Source organism: Pseudomonas sp. CAN1, from assembly GCF_030462585.1.
Classification (GTDB): domain Bacteria; phylum Pseudomonadota; class Gammaproteobacteria; order Pseudomonadales; family Pseudomonadaceae; genus Pseudomonas.
Map to the genome: position 1 here is coordinate 94803 of NZ_JASMRU010000018.1, position 25120 is coordinate 119922.

23 protein-coding genes, 4 tRNA genes and 1 pseudogene are annotated in these 25120 nt (G+C 65.3%); 14 read left to right on the forward strand and 14 right to left on the reverse strand.

The features are described 5' to 3' along the window. Nucleotides 1-224 precede the first annotated feature (224 nt). From QO207_RS21340 to QO207_RS21355, 4 genes are all read left to right on the forward strand, one after another. Nucleotides 225-2690 carry an acyl-CoA dehydrogenase gene (locus QO207_RS21340; protein ID WP_301534295.1) on the forward strand — a complete coding sequence of 822 codons (2466 nt, stop codon included), beginning with the start codon at nt 225-227 and terminating at the stop codon, nt 2688-2690. A 117-nt stretch (nt 2691-2807) separates the two neighbouring features. Further along, nucleotides 2808-3224, forward strand: a complete 417-nt coding sequence (locus QO207_RS21345; RefSeq protein ID WP_301534296.1) for a PA2816 family glutamine-rich protein — start codon at nt 2808-2810, stop codon at nt 3222-3224. A gap of 71 nt (nt 3225-3295) precedes the next feature. Next, on the forward strand, nt 3296-3706 hold the full coding sequence (locus QO207_RS21350) for a PA2817 family protein (protein WP_301534297.1): 411 nt from the start codon (nt 3296-3298) through the stop codon (nt 3704-3706). A gap of 145 nt (nt 3707-3851) precedes the next feature. Continuing rightward, nucleotides 3852-4373, forward strand: a complete 522-nt coding sequence (locus tag QO207_RS21355) for a DUF3592 domain-containing protein (protein WP_301534298.1) — start codon at nt 3852-3854, stop codon at nt 4371-4373. Between the two features lie 52 nt (nt 4374-4425). On the opposite strand, the gene QO207_RS21360 is transcribed toward QO207_RS21355, so the two are convergent. The 6 genes from QO207_RS21360 to QO207_RS21385 all read right to left on the reverse strand — a co-directional run bounded on the left by QO207_RS21360 (nt 4426) and on the right by QO207_RS21385 (nt 7123). Next, nucleotides 4426-5460 carry a TerC/Alx family metal homeostasis membrane protein gene (locus QO207_RS21360; protein ID WP_301534299.1) on the reverse strand — a complete coding sequence of 345 codons (1035 nt, stop codon included), beginning with the start codon at nt 5458-5460 and terminating at the stop codon, nt 4426-4428. A gap of 55 nt (nt 5461-5515) precedes the next feature. After that, nucleotides 5516-6247 carry an HAD-IB family phosphatase gene (locus tag QO207_RS21365; protein ID WP_301534300.1) on the reverse strand — a complete coding sequence of 244 codons (732 nt, stop codon included), beginning with the start codon at nt 6245-6247 and terminating at the stop codon, nt 5516-5518. 412 nt (nt 6248-6659) lie between these two features. Next, nucleotides 6660-6735, reverse strand: a tRNA-Gly gene (locus QO207_RS21370). A gap of 74 nt (nt 6736-6809) precedes the next feature. Beyond that, nucleotides 6810-6885, reverse strand: a tRNA-Gly gene (locus QO207_RS21375). 84 nt (nt 6886-6969) lie between these two features. Then, nucleotides 6970-7045, reverse strand: a tRNA-Gly gene (locus QO207_RS21380). A gap of 2 nt (nt 7046-7047) precedes the next feature. Continuing rightward, nucleotides 7048-7123, reverse strand: a tRNA-Glu gene (locus QO207_RS21385). A 216-nt stretch (nt 7124-7339) separates the two neighbouring features. On the opposite strand from QO207_RS21385, the gene QO207_RS21390 reads away from it, so the two are divergent. Further along, nucleotides 7340-8110 carry a hypothetical protein gene (locus QO207_RS21390; protein ID WP_301534301.1) on the forward strand — a complete coding sequence of 257 codons (771 nt, stop codon included), beginning with the start codon at nt 7340-7342 and terminating at the stop codon, nt 8108-8110. A 47-nt stretch (nt 8111-8157) separates the two neighbouring features. Continuing rightward, nucleotides 8158-8820, forward strand: a complete 663-nt coding sequence (locus tag QO207_RS21395) for a glutathione S-transferase family protein (protein WP_301534302.1) — start codon at nt 8158-8160, stop codon at nt 8818-8820. Between the two features lie 218 nt (nt 8821-9038). Here QO207_RS21395 and QO207_RS21400 read toward each other — a convergent pair whose 3' ends face one another. Together QO207_RS21400 and QO207_RS21405 are read right to left on the reverse strand one after the other, a co-directional pair. Then, nucleotides 9039-9521 carry a GAF domain-containing protein gene (locus tag QO207_RS21400; RefSeq protein WP_301534303.1) on the reverse strand — a complete coding sequence of 161 codons (483 nt, stop codon included), beginning with the start codon at nt 9519-9521 and terminating at the stop codon, nt 9039-9041. Then, entirely contained in the window at nt 9518-10414 is an 897-nt protein-coding gene (locus QO207_RS21405) for an ATP-binding protein (protein WP_301534304.1), read from the reverse strand. Before QO207_RS21405 ends, QO207_RS21400 begins: the two co-directional genes overlap by 4 nt. A gap of 94 nt (nt 10415-10508) precedes the next feature. Between QO207_RS21405 and QO207_RS21410 the strand changes: the two genes are divergently transcribed. Next, nucleotides 10509-12890: an ATP-binding protein gene (locus tag QO207_RS21410; protein WP_301534305.1), complete on the forward strand. Its 2382-nt coding sequence runs from the start codon at nt 10509-10511 to the stop codon at nt 12888-12890. A 1-nt stretch (nt 12891) separates the two neighbouring features. Here QO207_RS21410 and QO207_RS21415 read toward each other — a convergent pair whose 3' ends face one another. From QO207_RS21415 to msrB, 3 genes are all read right to left on the reverse strand, one after another. Further along, entirely contained in the window at nt 12892-13362 is a 471-nt protein-coding gene (locus tag QO207_RS21415; protein ID WP_301534306.1) for a MarR family winged helix-turn-helix transcriptional regulator, read from the reverse strand. Further along, a complete protein-coding gene (locus QO207_RS21420) occupies nt 13362-13844 on the reverse strand; it encodes a glutathione peroxidase (RefSeq protein ID WP_301534307.1) in 483 nt (160 codons plus the stop codon). Before QO207_RS21420 ends, QO207_RS21415 begins: the two co-directional genes overlap by 1 nt. Before the next feature lie 288 nt (nt 13845-14132). Then, nucleotides 14133-14528, reverse strand: a complete 396-nt coding sequence (msrB, locus tag QO207_RS21425; RefSeq protein WP_045211413.1) for a peptide-methionine (R)-S-oxide reductase MsrB — start codon at nt 14526-14528, stop codon at nt 14133-14135. A 291-nt stretch (nt 14529-14819) separates the two neighbouring features. Between msrB and QO207_RS21430 the strand changes: the two genes are divergently transcribed. The 3 genes from QO207_RS21430 (at nt 14820) to htpX (ending at nt 17548) form a co-directional block, all read left to right on the forward strand. After that, nucleotides 14820-16031: a pyridoxal phosphate-dependent aminotransferase gene (locus QO207_RS21430; RefSeq protein ID WP_301534308.1), complete on the forward strand. Its 1212-nt coding sequence runs from the start codon at nt 14820-14822 to the stop codon at nt 16029-16031. A 28-nt stretch (nt 16032-16059) separates the two neighbouring features. Further along, a complete protein-coding gene (locus tag QO207_RS21435) occupies nt 16060-16500 on the forward strand; it encodes a hypothetical protein (RefSeq protein ID WP_301534309.1) in 441 nt (146 codons plus the stop codon). Between the two features lie 172 nt (nt 16501-16672). Beyond that, on the forward strand, nt 16673-17548 hold the full coding sequence (gene htpX / locus QO207_RS21440; protein ID WP_081518629.1) for a protease HtpX: 876 nt from the start codon (nt 16673-16675) through the stop codon (nt 17546-17548). A 54-nt stretch (nt 17549-17602) separates the two neighbouring features. Here htpX and QO207_RS21445 read toward each other — a convergent pair whose 3' ends face one another. Together QO207_RS21445 and QO207_RS21450 are read right to left on the reverse strand one after the other, a co-directional pair. Continuing rightward, nucleotides 17603-18259 carry a thiopurine S-methyltransferase gene (locus tag QO207_RS21445; RefSeq protein WP_301534310.1) on the reverse strand — a complete coding sequence of 219 codons (657 nt, stop codon included), beginning with the start codon at nt 18257-18259 and terminating at the stop codon, nt 17603-17605. A gap of 11 nt (nt 18260-18270) precedes the next feature. Then, nucleotides 18271-18465 carry a hypothetical protein gene (locus tag QO207_RS21450; RefSeq protein ID WP_301534311.1) on the reverse strand — a complete coding sequence of 65 codons (195 nt, stop codon included), beginning with the start codon at nt 18463-18465 and terminating at the stop codon, nt 18271-18273. A gap of 252 nt (nt 18466-18717) precedes the next feature. Between QO207_RS21450 and QO207_RS21455 the strand changes: the two genes are divergently transcribed. Further along, nucleotides 18718-19488: a class III extradiol ring-cleavage dioxygenase gene (locus tag QO207_RS21455; RefSeq protein WP_301534312.1), complete on the forward strand. Its 771-nt coding sequence runs from the start codon at nt 18718-18720 to the stop codon at nt 19486-19488. Nucleotides 19489-19672: 184 nt separating this feature from the next. On the opposite strand, the pseudogene QO207_RS21460 reads toward QO207_RS21455, so the two are convergent. Then, nucleotides 19673-21404: pseudogene (locus QO207_RS21460) on the reverse strand (DEAD/DEAH box helicase). A gap of 303 nt (nt 21405-21707) precedes the next feature. Between QO207_RS21460 and QO207_RS21465 the strand changes: the two are divergent. From QO207_RS21465 to QO207_RS21475, 3 genes are all read left to right on the forward strand, one after another. Next, the gene (locus tag QO207_RS21465) at nt 21708-22499 is read left to right on the forward strand and encodes a crotonase/enoyl-CoA hydratase family protein (RefSeq protein WP_301534313.1); all 792 of its coding nucleotides are present in this window, start codon (nt 21708-21710) and stop codon (nt 22497-22499) included. Between the two features lie 257 nt (nt 22500-22756). Beyond that, nucleotides 22757-24289, forward strand: a complete 1533-nt coding sequence (locus tag QO207_RS21470) for a collagen-like triple helix repeat-containing protein (RefSeq protein ID WP_301534314.1) — start codon at nt 22757-22759, stop codon at nt 24287-24289. An 84-nt stretch (nt 24290-24373) separates the two neighbouring features. Then, on the forward strand, nt 24374-25120 hold a 747-nt coding region (locus QO207_RS21475; RefSeq protein ID WP_301534315.1), incomplete at its 3' end, for a POTRA domain-containing protein.

Genomic DNA, 25120 nt, shown 5'->3' on the forward strand with positions numbered 1-25120 from the left:
CTTGATGGCGCGCTCAGTCTAACCAGTGCCGACGCCTGCCCGACAAGGCGATCCGGCCAAGCTGTCCGGCCATGCGGCCATCGGTCCGATTCGCCCAGCTAAGCTTCCGGTGCACTGTGGCACGGGCTCCCACCGGGAAAACCTGCCGCTGTGTTCGCGCACTTTTGTCACCAAGCCCGCCGCGGCCTGCGGTCGCCGGGGCTGGCTGTCATGGAGGAATCCGCATGCTGCTCGTCTGGTTACTCGTCCTGATCCTCGGCGTCGCCTGGCTCGCGCACCGTCGCGCTGCGCCCCTCAAGGCACTCGGCATAGTCGCCGTGTACCTCGCACTGATGAGCCTGTTCAGCCACGCCCATGGCTGGATGGTGCTGTTGTGGCTGCTCTGGGCCGTGGTCGCGGTGACCATTCTGGCCACCGACCTGCGCCGCAGCCTGTTCACCTCGCGGCTGTTCGCCTGGTTCAAGAAGACCCTGCCGCCAATGTCCGAAACCGAGCGCGAGGCCATCGAGGCCGGCACCGTCTGGTGGGATGGCCAGCTGTTCAGCGGCCGTCCGGACTGGCATACCCTGCTGGGCTACCCCAAGGCACAACTGACCGAAGAGGAGCAGGCCTTCGTCGACGGCCCCACCGAACAGCTGTGCGCGATGATCAACGACTACCAGGTCGGCAAGGACATGGACCTGCCGCCTGAAGCCTGGGCCTACATCAAGAGCCAGGGCTTCTTCGGCCTGATCATTCCGAAGGAATTCGGCGGCAAGGGCTTCTCCGCCTTCGCCCACTCCCAGGTGGTGATGAAGCTCGCCACCCGCAGCGGCGACCTCGCCTCCACCGTGATGGTGCCCAACTCCCTCGGCCCGGCCGAACTGCTGCTGCACTACGGCACCGACGCCCAGCGCCAGCGCTACCTGCCGCGCCTCGCCACTGGCGACGAGATTCCCTGCTTCGCCCTGACCAGCCCGCAGGCCGGCTCCGATGCCGGCGGCATGACTGACGTCGGCGTGGTCTGCAAGGGCCAGTGGGAAGGCGAGGAAGTCATCGGCCTGCGCCTGACCTGGGAAAAGCGCTACATCACCCTCGGCCCGGTGGCCACCCTCCTCGGCCTGGCCTTCAAGTGCCACGACCCGGACCACCTGCTGGGCGAGGAAGAAGACCTTGGCATCACCCTGGCGCTGATCCCCACCGACACCGACGGCGTGCAGATCGGCCGCCGCCACGTGCCCCTGGGCGCCGCCTTCATGAACGGCCCCAACTCCGGCAAGGACGTGTTCGTGCCGCTGGAGTACATCATCGGCGGCCAGGAAATGATCGGCAAAGGCTGGATGATGCTGATGAACTGCCTGTCGGTGGGACGCTCGATCTCCCTGCCGGCAGTGGGCACCAGCGCGGCCAAGGCCGGCAGCTACGTCAGTGGCCGCTACGCCCAGGTGCGCGAGCAGTTCAACGTGCCGCTGTCGGCCTTCGAAGGCATCCAGGAAGCCCTCGCGCGCATCGGCGGCAACGCCTGGATGATGGACAGCGCACGCATCCTCACCGCCAACGCGGTGGACCTGGGCGAGAAGCCCTCGGTGCTCTCGGCCATCCTCAAGTACCACCTCACCGAGCGCGGCCGCGAATGTATCGCCCACGCCATGGATATCCACGGCGGCAAGGGCATCATCCTCGGCCCGAACAACTACCTGGGCCGCTCCTGGCAGGCCGCGCCGATCTTCATCACCGTCGAGGGCGCCAACATCCTCTCGCGCAACCTGATGATCTTCGGCCAGGGCGCCATCCGCTGCCATCCGTACGTGCTCAAGGAAATGGAACTGGCCCGCCGCGAGGACCAGGACCAGGCCGAACGCGAGTTCGACGAACTGCTGCTCAATCACATCGGCTTCGCCGTGAGCAATGCCGCCAGCAGCCTGCTGCTGGGCCTGGGCTTCGGCAGCTTCGACCAGGTGCCGGGCGATCGCATCAGCCGTCCGTACTACCGCGCGCTCAACCGCCTGGCGGCGTCCTTCGCCCTCCTCGCCGACTTCAGCATGATGATGCTCGGCGGCGAGCTGAAGCGTCGCGAGCGCCTGTCCGCACGCCTGGGCGATGCGCTGAGCCACCTCTACCTGGGCTCCGCCGCGCTCAAGCGCTACCACGACCTGGACAACCCCGACTACCTGCACCCACTGCTGCACTGGGCCATGGAGGAAAACCTGGAGAAGGCCGAAGCCGCCCTGGCCGACCTGATCGACAACTTCCCCAACCGCGCCTTCGCCTGCCTGCTGCGCGTGCTGGTGCTGCCGCTGGGCCGTCGTCACCGTGGCCCGAGCGATGCACTGGATGCGGAGATCGCCGAGATCCTCGGCCGCCCGCTGAGCGACCCGGCGTTGCAGGCGATCCTCGCCGGCGCGCATCTGCCCACTGACGCGGACGATCCGGTGGCCAAGCTCACCTTCGCCTACGACCAGCTCGCCGCTGCCGCGCCCCTGCAGAAGAAACTGCACAAGGCGCTCAAGGAGCACAGCGTCACTCCCAAGCCGGGCCAGTCGCCCATCGATGCCGCCGCCGAGGCGGGTGTGCTGGAAGCCGCGGAAGCGGAAACCCTGCACGCCGCCGAACACGCACGCCGTGCAGTGATCGACGTGGACGACTTCTCGAAAGAGGAACTGGCCGGCAAGCACCAGCCCCAACCGGCAGCCACCGCCAGCCCGGACTGATCCACCACCTCACGCACTGGGCGCCTTCGGGCGCCCTTTTTTTGTCCGACGCACAGCAATACCGCGAGCGGCCAACAGGTGCACACTGGGAGCATCACCGTCATGGAGAGCCGCACCATGCGCCGATACCTGATCCCCATGCTGCTCGCCCTGCTGGCCGGCAGCGCCCAAGCCGATCCCTGGCTCTACCCCAGCCAGCCGCGCCCGGCGCCAGCGCCCAGCCCGATCATCGAGCCGATCCAGCAACAGCAGGACAGCCTGCGCCGCCAGCAGCAGCTGCGGCAGAACGAGCTGGACCGCCAGCGCCTGGATTACGAAGACCAGCGCCTGCAACTGCAGCAGCAGAACCTGCAGCGCGAGCAGGACAACCAGCGCCGCTGGAACGAACAGCGGCGGCAGAGCGACCAACTGATCCAGCGGCAGAAGAACGACCTGCAGCAACAGCAACTGCAACAGCAGCAGCGCCTGCTCGACCAGCAACGCCAGCAGATCAACAACCAGCGCCGGCAGACCCTGTCGCAACCGCTGCGCTGATCGCAGCGGCGGCCGGGCCGGCAACCCGATATACTCCCCGGCCGTTTGCACACAGCTCCAGAGGACACCCCATGGCCAGCGCCTATCTCGACCACCACATCGCCCTGCTCAACCACCTGCGCATGATCCTTGGCGCCCTGGGCGAAGCCGAGCAGGTTCCCGAGGACAACCACGGCCTGTTCCTCGAACGCTTCGACGAGCTGCTGGTGGAATTGCCGCGCGACCCGGAAGGCGCGCAGTACCTGGGCCAGGACCTGATCAGCCAGATCTTCCACCGCTACCCGCAGATCGCCCACCTGATCCCCCGCGACCTGCTGTGGTTCTTCGGCGGCGACTGCCTTCATTACATGCCCGACGAAGAGCTGCAGATGTACCAGCAACTCGACGAGCGCCGCTTCGAGGCCGAGGAAAACGGCGAGCCGTTCGACTGGAACGCCGAGAAGCGCCTGCTGGCCCTGCCGGACGACACGCCCAAGCACTGATGCTCCAGACGGCGCGGCGCCTGCCGCCGCGCCACGGACGTTCTGTCCAGCGCACTACCCCGTCCGGTTGACAAACTGACAAGGACACCCCGCCGCCCCGCCCGTAGCCTTTTGTTACTTTTCCAACACAAAGGCAGGGAACGTCATGCTCAGCTTCAAGATCTCGCAAGGGGCCCACGACAAGGTCCGCCGCGTCTCCAGCATCATCTGCACCCTCTTCGCCATCGGCTTCGTCATCGTGATGTGCCTCACTGCCATCGGCGACCACCTGCGCGCCAAGCGCATCCTCGCCGACCACTCGGTGGTCAGCGCTCCGCTGGCCCTGGACAACGTCACCGAGGAGCGCGGCCGCCGCGGACGCACCAAGGAGATGTACCACTTCACCTACCAGTTCGAGGTGAAGGGCCAGCCCTACATCGGTCGCTTCGACGTCGCCGGCAGCAACGTCGACAATTACCCCGAAGGCAGCCTGCTGCAGATCGCCTACTCCAATGCCGACCCGGCGCACTTCGACCGCCTCGACCGCCTGGAGAATCTTGCCGATACCGGCGGCGTGTTCACCCGCCTGGGCGTGGGCGTGCTGGGCGCCGCGCTGATCAGCTTCATCATCCACCTGCTGGCGACCCGCCGCCTCTTCGTACCCCGCGAGGAGCCGGCGGCGGCCTGATCCGCCAGCAAAAAAAGCCCGCATTCGCGGGCTTTTTTCATTGGCGGAAAGATCAGTGCTGGGAAACCTCAGCCTCCTCCTTCTCCGGGAACAGCAGGCTCGCCAGGATTCCCGCCGCCAGCACCACCAGCACGATGATCAGGCTGGTGTTGGCATCGATGCTGTAGCCATGGTGGAACAGGTGATCGGTAGCGTTCAGGCCGAGCTTGGCGGCGATGAAGAACAGCAGCACGATCACCGCCTTCTCCAGGTGCACCAGGTAGCGCTTCAGTGCTTCGAGTACGAAGTACAGGGTACGCAGGCCGAGGATGGCGAACAGCATGGCCGAGTAGACGATCAGCGGCTCGCGGCTGACCGCGATCACCGCCGGCACCGAGTCGAAGGCGAACAGCACGTCGGACACCTCCACCACTACCAGGCAGAGGAACAGCGGCGTGGCGAACAGCGCGCCCTTGGCGGCGAGGCTGATGCCCTTGTTCTCAGGCTTGCGCACCTCGGTTTCGAGCTGCTGGCGAGCCACGAAGAAACGCCCGCCGAGAAGTTTCGGCCACACCGGGAACAGCTTGCTGGCGAAGCGGTAGGCAAGGTGCTTGGAATAGTCTTCCTCTTCATCGTCATCACCGCCGCCCTTGAGCATCATCACGCCGGTCCAGGCGACGATGGCCGCGAAGACGATCTCGACCCAGGGGCCGAACGTCAGCAGACCGGTACCGATGGCCACGAAGATGGCGCGGAACACGATGGCACCGATGATGCCCCAGTACAGTACGCGGTGACGCAGGCCGTCCGGCATCTTGAACCAGGCGAAGATGGCAATGAAGACGAACAGGTTGTCGACGCTCAGCACCTTCTCCAGCGCGTAGCCGGTAAGGAACAGGCTGGCGACCTGGGCGCCGTGCTGGACATAGAGAAAGCCGGCGAAGCCCAGGGAAATCGCCACCCAGAAGATCGACCAGGCGACCGCGCCGCCCAGGGTGATCGGCTTGTTGCCGCGGTGGGTGAACATGTCGAGCAGCAGCGCGGCCAGCGCCAGCCCGACGAAGACCGCGATGGTCAGCGGGGGAAAACCTATGTTTGTCAGTTCCACGATTGCGAGTCTCGAAAGTGGGGGTTCGACCGGGCTGCCCCGGCCATGGGTCGGGTCAGGCGGCGGGCCGGTTCGGTCCGGGAGTTCGTCGCCAGGCGGGATGGAATACCCGCCAGTGCGGGTCGTGGGCGGCGCGCAGCAATGCGTGATCGCCAGAGGTATCGCCCCAGGCGCGCAGCCTGTAGCGAGCCAGGGAGCCGTACTTGGCCTCCAGTCGTAGAACCTTGTTTTCGCTGCGGCAGTTGCCGCCGAGCAGGCGACCGGTGAGGCGGCCGTCGTGTATCTCCAGCTCGGTGCCGATCAGGCCGACGCCCAGGCGTTCAGCGAAGGGTTTGAGCATCAGCGCCGGCGACGCGGAGCAAAGAGTGACCTCGGCGCCGGACCAGCGCTCGGCCGCGACGCCGCGCAAGCCGGTCGGGCGCATCAGATAGCGCCAGATGAACCGGCAATAGGCTTCGGCTCTGGACGACAGCCAACGCGCCTCGACGCCAGTGAGGAAGACGGCAATCAGGCGCGCCTTCAGCTCGTCACGGCCGATCTGGCGGAACAGGTAGCGCAGGGCAGGCAGCAGCAGTTTCGGCAAGCGACGCAGACAGCCGAAGGTGCCAAAGGCGAACCAGAGGAAAGGCAGGAAACTGTCGTGGCGGGTCAGGGTGCCGTCGAAGTCGAAGACCGACAGCACTACCTGCTTCTCGGCCACCGCCGCAACATCGGCAACACCGCAAGCTGGCAGGTATTCGACGCGCAACGCCTCACTAAGGCCTGGCTGGGAATGGGGCGACGACATGGACCGGGAAACCTCGTGAACTGCCTGGCCGCCCCCCCGGATCGCCCTCTCCCTCGGAAAGGAACAATCAGGCAGGACTCAGCCCTCGGAAATGCCCTTGCGCAGCGCCGAATGGCGTCTACAGCGGGCCCTCTCGACCGCTATGCGTTCGAGCGCAGGCATTCTCGGGTGGCAGCCCCGACCAACAAACGGGATTCCCCTCAGGGGCGCGTCAGAGTTTTCCGTAATGCAGAGTTATCGCGAGGCGGCCATTGCGAATGAATGGTCGCCTCGCGAACAACCCAGGGGCGGCACGGGGCCGGAGGCCTGCAGTGCCAGGACGGCACCGCGAAATTCGGACGAAAGGTCCGGGCGGCGGGGAGTTTTCGGCGCACAAACGAAAACGCCGTCCTGATGGACGGCGTTTCGATTCTGGAGCGGGAAACGAGACTCGAACTCGCGACCCCGACCTTGGCAAGGTCGTGCTCTACCAACTGAGCTATTCCCGCATCAACCTGCTGTAACCTCCAGCTTTCGCTGGTGGTTAACGAAAACGCCGCCCTGATGGGCGGCGTTTCGATTTTGGAGCGGGAAACGAGACTCGAACTCGCGACCCCGACCTTGGCAAGGTCGTGCTCTACCAACTGAGCTATTCCCGCAGCAACTTGTTGCAACCTTCAGCTTTCGCCGAAGGGTAACGCCATTTCATCTTTCGGTCACCGCCTGGGCGATGATCGAGAATCTGGAGCGGGAAACGAGACTCGAACTCGCGACCCCGACCTTGGCAAGGTCGTGCTCTACCAACTGAGCTATTCCCGCAATGGCGTCCCCTAGGGGACTCGAACCCCTGTTACCGCCGTGAAAGGGCGGTGTCCTAGGCCACTAGACGAAGGGGACGCGGCCCGGAACTTAACATCTTTCCGACTTCATCGCTCCGGCATTTCTGCGTTTCGCGTCGAAGTGGCGCGCATTCTAGGGACGCTTTGAGGGGGCGTCAACCCTTAGTAGAAATATTTTTTAAATCAAAGACTTCTGAGTAAAAACTGAGCTGCCGCTATGAGCAGTATCACTAAGACATTACACTCGCGGAAAAACCTGCCGGAGCACTCCAAGGTGTCGCCACTCGTTATTACGGTCCTGGTTCTCGTCGGTATCGCCCTGCTGGTCGCCATCGGCTATATCAACCACCTGGTGGAAAACCGCAAGCTGGAGCAGGCCCGCCTGAAGGCCGATCTGACCGACCGCTGCCGGCGCTGCTCCGATATTTCCGAATCGATGCCCGGCCAGTTCATGGCGCCGGCACTGAAGCTGCTGCTCAGCGGCTTCGAGCTGAACCTCAGCGAACGCCTGCTCTCCCTGGAGAAAAACAACGCTGCGCTGAAGGAGCGTATAGAAGAGCTGCGCGGCCAGGTCACCAAGGGCGAGGCCATCGTGGTGAAGAACGCGCCGCAGCCGATCCTCACTGAAGCCAAGGCCAAGGATGTGCGCTTCCTCTTCGAGGCGCTGCACGCCCAGCTCACCCGCGCCGCCCAGGACAACATGCTGCCGCGAGCCGAAGCGCAGAAGTGGGTGAAGGAGATCCGCCACCTGCTCGCCCTCCTGCATATCGAGTTCTTCGGCAACCTCGGCCAGCAGGCGCTGCAGCAGGGTCAACCACGCCAGGCGCGCCTGGCCTTCGAGCGCGGCGTGCAGTACCTGCAGAAGCAGCCGGAGATCGGCCGCTACCAGGCGCAGCTCAAACAGCTGGAGAACCAGCTGGCACGCGCCAACGCCATGGTCCTGGAAACCGCCCAGCCGGCCGCCGAGGAACCCAGCGAACTGGGCGACGGCCTCAAGGCGCTGGACGATGACGATATCTGGAAGAAGAAGAACCTTTACGACTGATCCGTCGTCAAAACTCACCCCGGCCACCTTCGCCCCAGGAGCCCTGCATGAGCCTCGTCGTCTTCGGCGCCCCGCTGTCCCCTTTCGTTCGCAAAGTCCGCCTGTTCGCCGCCGAGAAAGGCTTCGACTACCAGCTGGAGAACGTCAACCCGTTCAACCAGCCGGACTGGTACCGCGAGCTGAACCCGCTGCGCCGCGTGCCGGCGATCCGCGACGGTGACTTCACCCTCGCCGACTCCAGCGTCATCTGCCATTACCTGGACGACCGCGACCCTCAACGCGCTCCGCTGTGCGGCGAAGGCGCCCAGTCGCGCGCACGGATCAACTGGCTGGAAAAGTACGCCGACTACGAGCTGGCGCCGCTGACTACCTTCACCGTGTTCCGCAACCGCCTGCTCAAGCCGCTGATGGGCAAGGTCTGCGATGAAGTCGCGGTGAAAGGCGCGATGCAGGAAAAGCTCCCGGAGCACTTCGACTACCTGGAGAAATGCCTGGGCGAACAGCAGTGGTTCGTCGACAACAGCTTCAGCCTCGCCGATATCGCCATCGCCTGCCAGCTGGTGAACCTGCGCCATGGCGAGGAAGAGCTGGATGCCCAGCGCTGGCCGAAGCTGGCCGCGCACTTCGAGCGTACCCTGGCCCGCCCTGCCCTGGCCGAGATCGTCCAGGGCGAGCTGCAGATCATCGCCAAGATCATGGCCAAGCGCTGATCGCCGCCGGAAATCAAAAAGCCCCGCCTAAGCGGGGCTTTTTGTTAACGCGTAGGGCGGATAACCCGCTCCGGGTTATTCACCCTACAGGGACCGCACGGTATTGCAGTGGGGGTAGGAGCGGACTCCGTCCGCGATAGGTTCGCATCGCACCGGATGCCATCGCGAACACATGAAAAAGCCCCGCCCAGGCGGGGCTTTTTATTACCAGCGAAACGTCAGCAGTCGGAAAGACGCAGGAAAATCTCCACCAGGCGCTCGATACCGGCCTGGTCTTCCGCGCTGAAGCGCCCGACCTTGGGGCTGTCCAGGTCGAGCACGCCGATCAGCCGCCCTTCCTTCACCAGCGGCACCACCAGCTCGCTGTTGGAAGCGCTGTCGCAGGCGATATGGCCGGGGAACGCATGCACGTCTTCGACACGCTGGGTTTCACGGCTACGCGCCGCCGCACCGCACACGCCCTTGCTGAAAGGAATGCGCACGCAGGCGACCTTGCCCTGGAACGGGCCGAGCACCAGTTCCTCGTTACGGTTCAGGTAGAAGCCGGCCCAGTTCAGATCCGGCAGCTCATTGAACAGGAACGCGGAAAACTGCGCGGCGTTGGCGATGAAATCGCGCTCGTCGGCGAACAGCGACTCGGCCTGGGCGGCCAGCAGCGCGTAGCCACCAAGGCCGCTGCCGGCCTGTTGCAGATCGATCATGGGGTGTCTCCTTCCAGCAATTGTCGGCCCACCCAGTAGCGGGCGAATTGATAGGCACAGCGGCCATTCCGGTTGCCGCGCCCGAGCGCCCAGCGAATGGCTTCCTTCTCCAGCGCCTCGTCCCAGCTCCAGGCGTCGAGCCCGGACTTCTGTGCGAGCACTTCGACCCAGTGGCGCACCACGCTGAGGAAGTGCTCCTGGGTGAAGGGATAGAAGGACAGCCACAGGCCGAAACGGTCGGACAGGGCGATCTTGTCTTCGACGGCCTCGTTGGGATGCAACTCGCCGTCGACCATCTTCCAGTTCTCGTTGTCGCTCTGCTTCTCCGAAACCAGATGGCGGCGATTCGACGTGGCGTACAGCAGCACGTTGTCCGGCGCCTGCTCCAGCGAGCCGTCGAGCACGCTCTTGAGAACGCGGAAATCTCCCTCGCCGGCATCGAACGACAGGTCGTCGCAGAACAGCACGAAGCGCTGCGGCAGGCCCTGGATCTGCTCGACCACGCGCGGCAGGTCCGCCAGGTGATCGCGCTCGATCTCGATCAGGCGCAGCCCCTCCCCGGCCAGTTCGGCCAGCAGCGCGCGCACCAGCGAGGATTTGCCGGTGCCACGGGCGCCCCAGAGCAGCGCGTGGTTGGCCGGCTGCCCGGCGACGAACTGGCGGGTGTTGCGCGCCAGCTGCTCGCGCTGTCGATCTACGCCGAGCAGGTCATCCAGGCGCAGGTCGAGGCTGACCTCCAGCGCCTGCAGGTAGCCGCTGCGGCCGTCGCGGTGCCAGCGCGCCGCCAGGCTGCGCTGCCAGTCGATAGGCTCGCGTACGGCAGGCAGCAACGGCTCCAGGCGCGCCATCAGCGCTTCGGCGCGGGTGAGAAAATCATTCAGACGGGAATCCACGCGAATCTCCAAGCTCTTCAGGGGCAACTTTCCGGGTGCAGGCCCAGGAATTTCTTTGCCTTCAGGCTATGCCGACAGACGGTTCTGATGGGCTATGCTACGCCGCAGGAAAGCTCTTGCGAGGCGACGCTCCGCACCCATGGATATTGCGCTCACACATCGCCTCTCGTTCAAGCAGGCCAGCCTGACGGTGCTGGTGGCGTTCATCCTCGGCACCCTGCTGAGCCTGATCCAGGTAGGCGTCGATTATGCCAGCCAGGACGCCTCCATCAACCGCGAAGTGCGCGCCCTGCTGGATGTCAGCCACAACCCCGCCGCGCGCATTGCCTACAACATCGACGCCGAGCTGGCCCAGGAACTGGTCGTAGGACTGCTGCGCTCGCCCGCCGTGATCCGTGCCGAGATCATCGACAACGCCGGCGTGCCCCTGGCCAGCGCCGATCGCCCGCCGGCGGAAAGCCACCTGCGCGGCCTCAGCGACTCGCTCTTCGGCCAGCAGCGCACTTATGAAGAGCCGCTGTTCGTCGACCACGCGCCGGCCGAATCCCTCGGTGTGTTGCGTCTGGAGATCGACACCTTCGTCTTCGGCAACGACTTCCTGCGCCGCGCCGGCCTGACCTTCCTCTCCGGCTTCGTGCGCAGCCTGATGCTCTCGCTGATCCTGCTGGTGCTCTTCTACGCACTGCTGACCAAGCCGCTGGTGAGCCTGATCGAAGCCCTCGCCCGCCACGACCCGCGCTCGCCGTCGCGGCTGCGCCTGCCCTGCCCGCGCGGCCACGAGCGCGATGAAATCGGCGTGCTGGTGGAGGTCACCAACCGCCAGCTCAACCGGATTTCCGTGGAGATGGAGCAGCGCCGCGAGGCCGAGGATCGCCTGACCCAGTACCTGGAAGAGCTGGAAAGCATCGTCGCCGCGCGCACCGCCGAACTGAAGGCGGCCAACGCGCGCCTGACCCTGTCCAATCAGGAACTGGAGCACGCACGGCAGACCGCCCTGGCCATGGCCCAGGCGCGCGGCAGCTTCCTGGCCAACATGAGCCATGAGATCCGCACCCCGCTCAACGGCCTGCTGGGCATGCTCGGCCTGGCGCTGGACGGCCCGCTGACCGCCGAGCAGCGCCAGCAGCTGTCCATCGCCCACGACTCAGGCAAAGTGCTGGTGGAGCTGCTCAACGACGTGCTCGACCTGTCCAAGTTCGAGGCCGGCCAGCTGGAGCTGGAGCAGATTCCCTTCGACCTCGGCACCCTGGTGGAGGACACCGCCAGCCTGCTCTCGCAGAACGCCGGCCCGGCCGTGGAGCTCACCTGCCTGATCAGCCCGCAATTGCCGGCGCAGCTCTCCGGCGACCCGACGCGGGTGCGCCAGGTGGTGAGCAACCTGCTGTCCAACGCCCTCAAGTTCACCCGCTTCGGCCGTGTGGATGTGCGTGTGGAGCCCCTCGGCTCCTCACCGCAAAATCAGGGCGTACGCATCAGCGTACGCGACACCGGCATCGGCGTGGCGCCCGAGGCGCTGCAGAAGATCTTCCAGCCCTTCACCCAGGCCGACGCCGGCATTGCCCGCCAGTACGGCGGCACCGGGCTGGGCCTGGCGCTGACGCGCAAGCTGTGCGAGGCGATGCAGGGTGAGCTGAGCGTCACCTCGGAGCCGGGCCTGGGCAGCGAATTCGCCGTCACCCTGCCGCTGCACGCACTAGAGCCGGCGCAGCCGCTGGCCAAGCTGGAGGGCAAGCTGATCGTGCAGTGCGCCGCCAGCAGCGGGCTGGCCGCGCTGCTGCAGAACTGGCTGCCGGAATGGGGCGTGGCCTACCAGCGTCTGGACATCGACGCGAGCCTGGCCGGCGTGGAGCTGGATGCGCTGCTGTCGGACTGCCCGGACTGCCTGATCGGCCTGCGCCAGAGCGTGACTCGGCCGGTGCTGCTGGTCACCGCCTACGGCAACTTCCTCGAACCCGACCTCGCCCAGCGCCTGGCGCCGCTGCGCCAGCTGGCCCGGCCGCTGTCCCGCGCCGTGCTCTACCAGGCACTCAAGCAGGCCTTCGAGCACCAGCCGCTGCCGGCGGCGAAGACTGCCGCTGCCGGCCCGCTGGAGCAGTTTTCCGCCCGCGTCCTGCTGGTGGAGGACAACCCGGTCAACCAGTTGGTCGCCCGTGGGCTACTGCAGAAGCTGGGCTGCCAGGTGAGCATCGCCGCCAACGGCGAGGAGGCGCTGAAGCAGCTGGAAGACGCGGAGTTCGACCTGGTGTTGATGGACTGCAACATGCCGGTGATGGATGGCTATCAGGCGACCCGGGCAATCCGCGAGAGCGGCCGCTGGCCGGACCTGCCGGTAATCGCCCTGACCGCCAACGCGCTGCCGGACGAACGCGAGCGCTGCCGCGCCGCCGGCATGGACGACTACCTGGCCAAGCCCTTCCACCGCGACGAATTGGCGGCCCTGCTGGAGCGCTGGGCCGGGCACCAGCCGCGCGGCTGAGTCAGGCGTCCAGCTTCGCCAGTTGCAGCAGCAGGCTGTCGAGCTGCTCGCGCAGGCCGTCGGTGACGCTCAGGTCGATGCCGCTGCGGCACAGCAGTTCCTCGCGCAGCGGCAGGACTTTCTCGCGCAACGCCGCGCCTTCCGCCGTCAGCCCCAGGTGCACCTCGCGCTCGTCATGCTGCGCACGGCGGCGTAATACCAGACCAAGCTGTTCCAGGCGTTTGAGCAACGGCGTGAGGGTGCCGGAATCGAGCATCAGGCGCTCGCCCAGGGCCTTCACCGAGGGCTGCTCCGGCGGTTCGGCCTGCCACTCCCAGAGCACCAGCATGGCCAGGTACTGCGGGTAGGTCAGGCCGAGTGCGTCGAGCATCGGCCGGTAGCCACGGATCACCGCTCGGGACACGGCGTACAGGCGGAAGCACAGCTGGTTGTCCAGCTGCAGTTCGGCCGGCAGGGAGACAGCGTCCTTCATCACAGCAGCGCTTCGATCTCGGCGGACAGTTGCTCGGGCTTGGTGGTCGGGGCGAAACGCTTGACCAGCTTGCCGTCCTGGCCGATGAGGAACTTGGTGAAGTTCCACTTGATGCCCTGGCTGCCCAGCAGGCCGGGAGCGCGCTTCTTCAGCTGCACGTAGAGCGGATGGGCCTCGGCGCCATTGACGTCGATCTTCTTGAACAGCGGGAAGCTCACGCCGAAGTTCAGCTCGCAGAACTGGCTGATCTCGCCCTCGCCGCCCGGCTCCTGCTTGCCGAACTGGTTGCAGGGGAAGCCGAGCACCACCAGGCCCTTGTCCTTGTACTCGCGCCAGAGCTTTTCCAGCCCCTTGTACTGTGGGGTGAAGCCGCACTGGCTGGCAGTGTTCACCACCAGCAGGGCCTTGCCGCCGAAGTCGGCGAGGGTCTTCTGTTCGCCCTTGATGGTGGTCACGGGAATGTTCAGCAGTGCATCGCTCATCGGACATGGCTCCTGAGAAGTGGGAAAGCAAAGAATAGTGATCAATTAAATTGCACGCAATTCAATTGATCACGAATCACCCAATGAAATGACGGTGCATCATGCTTTTCGTAGGAGCGGACCTTGTCCGCGAAGTCTGCCATCCGGAAATCCCGGACAACAGGCGAGCTCCAATTTCCCGCGCACATCGAACGCCGGCCTTGCCGGCGTCTCGCGGACAAGGTCCGCTCCTACAGGTAACAGCCCTGAAGCCCCAAAGAAAAGGCCCGCTTGTGGCGGGCCTCCGTTTCAGGCTTTCGGCACCAGTTTCAGCGATGCCGAGTTGATGCAGTAGCGCAGGCCGGTCGGCCGCGGGCCGTCGGGGAAGACGTGGCCCAGGTGCGCATCGCACTTGCCGCAGCGTACTTCGATGCGGTGCATGCCGTGGCTGAAGTCTTCCAGTTCCTTGACCACCTCGCCGTTCACCGGCTGGAAGTAGCTCGGCCAGCCGCTGCCCGAGTCGTACTTGGCGTCGGAGTCGAACAGCGCAGTGCCGCAGCACACGCAGTGGTAGATGCCGGGGGTCTTGGTGTCGTGGTATTCGCCGGTAAAGGCGCGCTCGGTGCCGCCCAGGCGGCAGACATGGAACTGCTCGTCGGTGAGTTCGTCACGCCAGGAATCCAGGGGCTTTTCCAGCTTTTCCATCGATCTGCCTCCATTAATGGAAAAAATGCCCGATGCCTGCTTTTCCGGGAATCGGGCCGCACGTATGATGCGCGTGGTTAACGTCATGTTCAGAATCTGCCGCACAGCGACATTCTCGCGATAGAAAAGCCTTAAAAACTCTACTTTTTCGAGAATTCCACTGTTTTCCTGTCGATTTTCAGGGTCGACACCAGGGAAAAGCACTTCCGAACCGATCATTTGACGCCAGTCTGTCACCCGCGTTACAGCCTGCCAAGTCGCCGGCCGCGGACTATTTCGGAATCCCAGATCATGCAGGTCACCAAATCGAACAAGCTCGCCAACGTCTGCTACGACATTCGCGGGCCCGTGCTCAAGCACGCCAAGCGCCTGGAAGAGGAAGGCCATCGCATCCTCAAGCTGAACATCGGCAACCCGGCGCCGTTCGGTTTCGAGGCGCCGGACGAAATCCTCCAGGACGTCATCCGCAACCTGCCGACCGCCCAGGGCTACAGCGACTCCAAGGGCCTGTTCAGCGCGCGCAAGGCGGTGATGCAGTACTACCAGCAGAAGCAGGTGGAAGGCGTCGGCATCGAGGACATCTACCTGGGCAACGGCGTATCCGAGCTGATCGTCATGGCCCTGCAGGCTCTGCTCAACAACGGTGACGAGGTGCTGATCCCGGCGCCCGACTACCCGCTGTGGACCGCCTCGGTCGCCCTCTCCGGCGGCAAGCCGGTGCACTACCTGTGCGACGAGCAGGCCGGCTGGTTCCCCGACGTCGCCGACATGAAGGCGAAGATCACCAGCAACACCAAGGCCCTGGTGCTGATCAACCCGAACAACCCCACCGGTGCGGTCTACTCGAAGGAAGTGCTGCTGGACATCGTCGAACTGGCGCGCCAGCACAACCTGGTGATCTTCTCCGACGAGATCTACGACAAGATCCTCTACGACGAAGCCCAGCACATCTCCACCGCCTCCCTGGCGCCGGACGTGCTCTGCCTAACCTTCAACGGCCTGTCCAAGTCCTACCGCGTGGCCGGCTTCCGCTCCGGCTGGATCGCCATTTCCGGGCCCAAGCACAAGGCACAGAGCTACATCGAGGGCCTGGATATCCTGGCCAACATGCGCCTGTGCGCCAACGTACCGAGCCAGCACGCAATCCAGACCGCGCTGGGCGGCTACCAGAGCATCAACGACCTGGTGCTGCCGGGCGGCCGCCTGCTGGAACAGCGCAACCGCGCCTGGGAACTGCTCAACGACATCCCCGGCGTCAGCTGCGTGAAGCCCATGGGCGCGCTCTACGCCTTCCCGCGCATCGACCCGAAGGTCTGCCCGATCCACAACGACGAGAAGTTCGTCCTCGACCTGCTGCTTTCCGAGAAGCTGCTCATCGTTCAGGGCACCGCCTTCAACTGGCCCTGGCCGGATCACTTCAGGGTGGTTACCCTGCCGCGTATCGATGACCTGGAGCAGGCCATCGGCCGCATCGGCAACTTCCTGAAAAGCTATCGCCAATAACCCATCGCCAGTGAACTCCAGCGCATAAATGGACCTGCAGATCGACGACTTCTACAAGGATGCCGCCTCCGGCCTGCTGACCCTCTATCAGGCCTTCCCGCGCAAGATCGCCCTCTACATCGAGGACCTGATCGGCCGGGAAGAGCCCGACGAGTTCGGCCTGCCCAGCACCCGCCACCAGAGTTGCCTGGGCGCGCTGCTGTGGCTGGCCGATGAAGGCTACCTGCGCTTCGAGACCACTATTCGTTACGAAGCGCTGGACCAGGCGGTGCTCAGCGAAAAGGCCTTCATGCGCCTGACCCGCATCGTCCCCCACGCCGTGCGCGACGGTGAGGAACTGCCGCCCAGCGTGCGCCGCGACCAGGCCACGCTGGCCAACCAGCTGCGCGAAGCGCTGGCCGCCCGCCACGGGGAACGCATCGCGCGGCTGACCCGTCTACTCTTCGAGAGCGACCTCGGGCGCCCGTAATACGGGCATGCGACACAAGTTGAAATAGTCCCCGAGTTGAATCGCCTGGGGGCCAACCGTATATACCCCGCATACTATTCAGCGATCCCGTGCCTGCCTGTGCACGGCGATCCGGAAAGCCGCATTGCCATGCGGTTTTTCCCCCTGTCACCGTGAGGAGAAGCTTTACGCCATGATGCGCATCCTGTTGTTCCTGGCCACCAACCTGGCAGTTCTGGTGATCGCCAGCATCACCCTGAAACTGCTCGGCGTGGACCGTTTCACCGGCCAGAATTACGGTAGCCTTCTGATCTTCTGTGCCGTCTTCGGCTTCGCCGGCTCCCTGGTTTCGCTGTTCATCTCTAAGTGGATGGCGAAGATGAGCACCGGCACCGAGATCATCAGCCAGCCGCGCACCCGCCACGAACAGTGGCTGCTGCAGACCGTGGAAGAGCTGTCCCGCGAGGCCGGCATCAAGATGCCGGAAGTCGGTATCTTCCCCGCCTACGAGGCCAACGCCTTCGCCACCGGCTGGAACCGCAACGACGCACTGGTCGCGGTCAGCCAGGGCCTGCTGGAGCGCTTCTCGCCTGAAGAAGTGAAAGCCGTGCTGGCCCACGAGATCGGCCACGTGGCCAACGGCGACATGGTCACCCTGGCGCTGATCCAGGGCGTGGTGAACACCTTCGTGATGTTCTTCGCGCGAATCTTCGGCAACTTCGTCGACAAGGCGATCCTGAAGAATGAAGACGGCCCGGGCATCGGCTACTTTGTCGCGACCATTTTCGCCGAGCTGGTCCTGGGTATCCTCGCCAGCATCATCGTCATGTGGTTCTCGCGCAAACGCGAATACCGCGCGGACGAAGCCGGCGCCCGCCTGGCCAGCACCGGCGCAATGATCGCCGCCCTGCAACGCCTGCGCGCCGAACAGGGCGTACCGGTGCAGATGCCCGACACGCTGCAGGCCTTCGGCATCAACGGCAACCTCAAGCACGGCCTTGCCGGCCTGTTCATGAGCCACCCGCCGCTGGAAGACCGCATCGAAGCCCTGCGCGCCGCTGGCCGCTGAGTTTCAAGGCAACAAAAAAGGCGACCCTCGGGTCGCCTTTTTCATGCCCTCGATTCAGCCACGACGCAGCGTGAACACCACCTCGTCCAGATGGCTGACGCCGCGTTTCAGGAACTTCGGGTTATCCGCCAGGACGTCCAGGCGCTCGCACTCCTCAACCGCCCACTGGGCAGCGAAGTGTTGCTGTACCTCGTCGGCCATCACGGCGAACGGCGGGCCGTCCATTTCTGCCTGCGGGTATTCCAGGGTCACCAGCAGCCCGCGCACCTGCGGCGGCAGGATGATCTGCAGATGCGCCGCATAGTCGGCGCGCATCTCTGCCGGCAGAGCGATCAGCGCTGCGCGGTCGTAGAACGCCGCACAATCGGCCACCTGCTCGGCGCCGAGGGCGAAGAAATCACCCTGGAGGATTTCCAGCCGCTCGTAGCTGTAACGGCGCAGCGCGCCTTCCTGGGTAACCTGCGGCTCCACGCCCAGCTCGGCGAAGAAGTCGATCGCCGCGCGCTCGGCCAGCTCCACCCCCAGCACGCGATAGCCCCATTGCGCCAGCCAGAGCATGTCCAGGCTCTTGCCGCACAGCGGCACCAGTACCTGCGCCTCCTCCGGCACCCCGAGCGCCGGCCAGTGGCGTTGCAAGCCAGGGTTCACCGCCTGCTGGTGGAAGCCGATTTCATTGCGCGCCCAGCGCGACTGCCAGAATTCATGCTGCATAGGTCACCCACTCAAACACTGCGCAAAGCGCGGGGAAGCAACCAGCTCCACCAACTGCCGCGACGCTCACGCCGAGCTTCCTCGGCGTCCATGATTTTCAGGCGCACCTGGCCATCGCGCACCCGCTGCACGCAGATCCGGGTGCCATCGTCGAGGCGGAGACATTCACCGGGTTCGAGCACAAGAACCTGATCGTTTAGCTGCATCTTGTAATCCGATGTTCGGCTAGGAATTTTCCGCAAACTTTACCGCATCAACCGAGTGGCATCCGGAGAAATACCCGGCGGCGAGGTGTGAGAATCACTCTGCAAGCCAGTTGGCAATTCCAAAAGAACTCGGTCACGCAAAGAATTTTCCGACAACAAATCGACAGAACAGATCATTACCTTCAAAAACCTATACTGGATTTCGATCTTTAGGCGCGTGAACATGGAGGCATTCCAGTAGTGAGGTGCCCCATGCTCCCTGCCCTTTTCATCTCCCACGGCTCGCCCATGCTGGCCCTGGAGCCCGGCGCCAGTGACGCGCCGCTCAAGCGCCTGGCCCGCGAACTGCCGCGCCCGACAGCCATCCTGGTGGTCTCCGCCCACTGGGAAACCCCGGACCTGCGGGTCACCGCCGCGTCGCAGCCGGAAACCTGGCACGACTTCTATGGCTTCCCGCCCGAACTCTATGCCGTGCAGTACCCGGCGGTCGGCTCACCGGAGCTGGCGCAGCGCGTCGTCGAGCTGCTGGCCGCGGACGGCCTGCCGGCCACCCTCGATCCAGAGCGCCCGCTGGACCACGGCGCCTGGGTGCCGCTGAGCCTGATGTACCCGGCCGCCGATATCCCGGTGGTGCAGCTGTCGCTGCCCAGCCGCCTCGGCGCGCCCATGCAGCAGCGCATCGGCCAGGCCTTGCGCGCACTGCGCGAGGAAGGCGTGCTGCTGATCGGCTCCGGCAGCATCACCCACAACCTGGGCGAGCTGGACTGGCATGCCGGCCCAGAGGTGATCACGCCCTGGGCCAAGGCCTTCCGCGACTGGATGGTGGAACACCTGCTGGCCGACGACGAGGCCGCACTGTTCGACTACCGCCAGCAGGCACCGTCCGCCGTGCGCAACCACCCGCGCGACGAGCACCTGCTGCCGCTGTACTTCGCCCGCGGCGCGGGCGGCTCGGCGATGACGGTGGAGCACGCCGGGTTCACCCTCGGCGCGCTGGGGATGGATATCTACCGCTTCGGTTGAAGCACGACCTGTAGGAGCGAGCTTGCTCGCGAACATTTCCCCGGCGGGGCCGGAGTCAGGCGGTTCGCGAGCAAGCTCGCTCCTACAAAGGCGGCCAGACCGCCAGCCAGGTGCCGGCAGTTAGCCCCGGAAACGAAAAAGCCCCGCCGAAGCGGGGCTTTTTCATGCGCGGGAGACTGACGAATCAGTCTTCGCGGTAACGACGCAGGCGCAGAGCCTTGCCAGCGACGCGGGTGTCCTTGAGCTTGGTCAGCAGACGGTCGAGGTTCTCTTCCGGCAGCTCGATCAGGCTGAAGGTCTCGCGGATCTGGATGCGGCCGATGGCCTCGCGCGACAGACCGCCCTCGTTGAGGATGGCGCCCAGCAGGTTCTTAGCCTGTACGCCGTCACGGGCGCCCAGGGCGGTACGGCAACGGGCCTTGCCTTCCGACGGCGGAGCCATGGTGCGGGGTGCGCCGCTGCGCTCCGGACGGTCGCCGCGCTCGGGGCGATCGCCACGCTCGCTGCGCTCGTAACGGTCGCTGCGCTCACGCGGGGCGGCCGGGGTCAGCGGCTGTTCGCGGCGGACCGATTCCAGGTCCAGCGCCTTGCCTTCGGTCAGCTTGGCCAGCAGTACAGCGGCCAGGGTGTCCATATCGGTACCCAGGCGACGGCACAGCTCGTCACGCACGGCGCCACGGCTGGCAACGGCGTTGGCCAGCAGCGGTTGCAAGCCGGTGGCCAGGCGGTTCAGACGTGCTTCGAGGACGGTTTCAGCGTCCGGCAGGCGAACTTCGCCAACCTTCTGGCCGGTCACACGCTCGATCACCTGCAGCATGCGGCGCTCGCGCGGAGTCACCAGCAGCAGGGCGCGGCCTTCACGACCGGCACGACCGGTACGGCCGATACGGTGTACGTAGGATTCCGGATCGTAGGGCATGTCCACGTTCAGTACGTGGGTGATACGCGCCACGTCGAGGCCGCGGGCGGCGACGTCGGTGGCGATGACGATGTCCAGCGAACCGTCTTTCAGCGACTCGATCACACGCTCACGCTGGGCCTGCGGCATGTCGCCGTTCAGCGCGGCGGCACGGTAGCCCTGGCGCTCCAGCAGCTCGGCGATGTCCAGGGTGGCCTGCTTGGTGCGAACGAAGCCGATCAGCGCGTCGAACTGCTCGACTTCCAGCAGACGCAGGATCGAGGCCGGCTTCTGGTCGGCGTGGACCATCAGGTGGACCTGTTCGATACGCGCGACGGTCTGGGTCTTGGCGGCGATGCGGACGTGCTTGGGTTCTTTCAGGTGACGTTCGGCGATGCTGCGGATCGAGGCAGGCAGGGTCGCGGAGAACAGCACGCTCTGGCGGCTGGACGGCATGGCTTCGAAAATCACTTCGAGGTCATCCATGAAGCCGAGCTTGAGCATTTCGTCCGCTTCGTCGAGCACCAGGCTCTTGACGGTGGACAGCAGGTTCTCGTCGCGACGCAGGTGGTCGCACAGGCGGCCCGGAGTGGCGACCACGACCTGGGCGCCCTGGCGCAGGGCCTTGAGCTGCGGGCCCATGGGCGCGCCGCCGTAGACGGCAATCACGCCGACGCCCGGCATCTGCTTGGAGTAGGTTTCGAAAGCGGTAGCAACCTGCAGGGCCAGCTCGCGGGTCGGAACCAGCACCAGTACCTGCGGTACGCGGCGGCTCGGTTCGATCTGCGAGAGCATCGGCAGCGCGAAGGCGGCGGTCTTGCCGGTGCCGGTCTGCGCCTGGCCGATCATGTCGTGGCCTTCGAGGATCACCGGGATCGACTGGGCCTGGATCGGCGACGGTTCTTCATAACCGACAGCGGCAATGGCAGCGAGAACATTGGGGTGAAGACCGAGCGCGGCGAAGCCGGCGGTTTCCTGGGTCATGGGTTTGCCTCTAAGTACATCCGCAAAGACCCAATAGCCGAGCTGCGCATGCCCTGTACGACAATGAAGTCACCCAGGCAGCTGGAAGCGGGGATTTGCGAAATGAAGATTGGAAGAATGCGTCAAGGAAGTCCGCACTGCGGACACATAGCCCGAGTGTGAAAACTGCGGGAGAATGCGGGATCCGAAACGAGGCCAGCGTTTGGCCGGCGCGTATCATACCGGAAATTCCTGACCGATGTGTTTCTTTTCGGAACAGCACCGGCGAACGGTCGTCACTTGGACAACCCCGCACCTGCCGGCTATACCGTGCAAGCCACCTGACCGGAGCACCGCCATGACCGCCAGCAGCGAACCGCGCGTCACCGTCGAACGCCACGACCACGTCCTGCTGCTCGGCCTGAACCGGGTCGAGAAGCGCAACGCCTTCGACCTGGAAATGCTCACCCAACTGGTGCTGGCCTTCGGCGAATACGAGCGCGACGACGATCTGCGCTGCGCCCTGGTGTTCGCCCACGGCGAGCACTTCACCGCCGGCCTGGACCTGGCCAACATCGGCGAGACCTTCCGCACCGGCTGGACGATGCCCGAAGGCTCCGCCGACCCGTGGGGCACCTTCGGCGGCCGGCGGCTKACCAAGCCACTGCTGGTGGCCGCCCAGGGCTACTGCTTCACCCTGGGCATCGAGCTGATGCTCGCCGCCGACATCAACCTGTGCGCCAGCAACGCGCGCTTCGCCCAGCTCGAAGTGCAGCGCGGTATCTTCCCTTTCGGCGGCGCCACCCTGCGCATGCACCAGGTGGCCGGCTGGGGTAACGCCATGCGCTGGCTGCTCACCGGCGACCCGTTCGATGCCCACGAGGCCTATCGCATCGGCCTGGTGCAGGAAGTCACGGCGCCGGAGGAACTGATGCCACGCGCCCTGTGGCTGGCCCAGCGGGTCGCCGCCCAGGCGCCGCTGGGCATCCGCGCCACCCTGGCGTCCGCGCGCCGCAGCCTCGACGAGGGCGAGGAAGCGGCCGCAAGACTGCTGCCAGCCATGGCCAGCGAACTGCTCTCCACCGAGGACGCGCAGGAGGGCTTGAACGCCATGCTGGAGCGCCGCGAAGGTCGATTCCAGGGCCGCTGAGAAGGCCCTCGAACAGCAAAACGGAACCATCGTGCGAAAAGAGCTATATCCAACGTATTAAAAAGCGCCGAAAACCCACCATAATTCTTTAGTTTTTCCTTTTAATTCAAACACCTGCAAACCACAAAACGACTATATACAAGTTCCAATTTCGCCCCTGAAAACAATCCTCTAGAACTGACTCCAGAGCAGCTCAGCAGCGCGACGGAATACCGACCGACCGCTAGCTGGCTGACGTCCGTCATGGAGGAATTCGTATGTCAGGCCCTATCCGTGTTTTCGCGCTTTCCCTTCTCGTCGTCGCCCTGTCGCTGCAAGGTTGCAGCAGCCATGGCGGCAGTCACCACAGTGCCGATGGCGGCAGCGGTACCGCGAGCGATGGCTCTGGTTCCGGCGCCGGCGGCGATGGCAGTGGCGGTAGCGGTGGTACCGGTAGCGACGGCACCGGCGGTACAGGTGGAACCGGCGGCACTGGCGGTACTGACGGCGGCGATGGCGGTACTGGCGGCACCGACGGCGGCGTGCCCAACCCGCCGGCCAGCACCACCGGTAACGTGCTGACCGAGACCGGCGAGGCCGTCTCCAGCGCGGGCGACACCGTCAACACCCTGGCTGCCGTGGTCCGCACCGTGAAAGTGCCGGTGCTGGGCGATGGCGTGACCGACAACGCCGGCAATGTCATCCAGCAGGTTGGCGAAGGCGTCGACAGCGTCGGCAGCGGCGTCACCAACGGCCTCGGCCAACTGGGCAACAACCCCAACGCCGTGGGCACCACCGTGGCCGGTGTTACCGGTCTGGTCAGCCACACGGGCGGCGCAGTCTCCAGCCTGGGCGACACCGTTGCCTCCATCGGCGATGCGCCGGTGCTGGCCAACACCCCGCTCAAGGGCGTGACCGGCCAGGTCGGCGGCCTGGTGGACGGTGTCGGCGGCAAGATCACCATGCTCGGCGACTCCCTCAGCGGCGCAGTGACCACTGGCCCGCTGAGCCAACTGACCACCCAGCTGAGCGGCACCACCGCCGGTCTGGTCGGCCAGGTCGAAGGAACCACCCGCGGCGTGGGCGCCGCCACCGGACTGGGAACGCCGGTGAACAACCTGTTGACCACCGTCGGCGGCGTTGTGACCCAGACAGGCAACCAGGTAGCCAGTGCGAATCCGGCGCTGGCCCCGGTCGGCGGAATCGTCAGCAATACGGGTCAGGCAGTCAGCGCTGCCGGCGGCCTGGTCAACGGCAGCAATCCGGGCGGTGGGCTGCTCGGTGGTGTAACCGGTTCGCTAGGCGGTGCAGCCGGCGGCAGTAATCCGGTAGGTGGTCTGGTCGGCGGCGTGACCGGTGCACTGGGTGGTGCAACCAGCGGCAGCAATCCGGTCGGCGGCCTGGTCAGCGGTGTAACCGGTGCCCTGGGCGGTGCCACTGGCGGCAGTAATCCGGTCGGCGGGCTGGTCAGCGGCGTGACGGGTGCAGTCGGCGGTCTGACCGGTTCCCTCGGCGGCGCCACCGGTGGCAGTAACCCGGTGGGCGGCCTGGTCAACGGTGTGGCCGGTACTCTGGGCAATGTGACCAGCGGCCTGACTGGCGGCGGTGGCCTGGTCGCCGGGGCCGGTGTGGGCATCGGCAGCAACAACCAGGGCTCCGGCGTGGCAGTTGGCGCTGGAGCCGGTACTACCGGCGGGACCGGCGGCCAGGGAGGCCTGCTGGGCAATACGCTGGGCGCCGTGGGCGGCACGCTGGGTGGTCTCACCGGCGGACTGGGCGGTGGATTGGCGATCGGTACGCCCAAGCAGTAATCCGAAATACGCCCATACTGTAGTCACCAGGAGCCGCCCACGGCTCCTGGTCTTTTCATGATGTCGGTCTCACGGAGGAGCCAGATGCGCAAACTCGCTGTCCTGCCCCTGTTGTTGGCTGCTGCACCTTTCGCCTGGGCCGAGCGCCCGATCCAGCTCCCCGGCTCCGATATCGAACAGACCCTGCCCCGCCCCAACCTTCCCGAAGGCGAACTGCGCCCCAAGGCCCCCAAGGTCACCACGCCGGAGCCTGCGGCCAGCCAGCCGGTGCAGATTCTCCAGCAACGCATCCGCATCAAGCGCATCGAGCTGGCCGGCGGCAAGCACTACCCCGTCGCCACCTGGAAGCCCCTGCTGGAACCGCTGACCCAGCGCACCATCCAGGTCAGTGAGCTGGTGACCGCGGCCAAGGCCATCACCCAGCGCTACCAGGACGACGGCTACTTCATCTCCTTTGCCTACGTACCCAACCAGGACTTCAAGAGCGGCGTCGCGCGCATCGTCCTGGTCGAAGGCCACATTACCCAGGTGCGCAGCAACGGTGACCTGGGCGTACACCAGGCGCGGGTGGATCGCTGGATCGACAAGCTCAAGTCGGAGAAACCGCTGACCCGCGAGAGCTTCGAGCGCTTCAGCGTACTGATGAGCCGCGTGCCGGGCCTGCAGCTGGCCATGGCGCTCAACCCGCCCACCACCAGCGATGGTGGCGCGGTGCTGGAAATGGCCGGCAAGCAGAAGCGCTTCGACACCGGCATGAACCTGGATTCGCGACGCAACCAGCAGCGCGGCATCTTCAATGCCGAAGCGATGTCGCTGCTCGGCTGGGGCGAG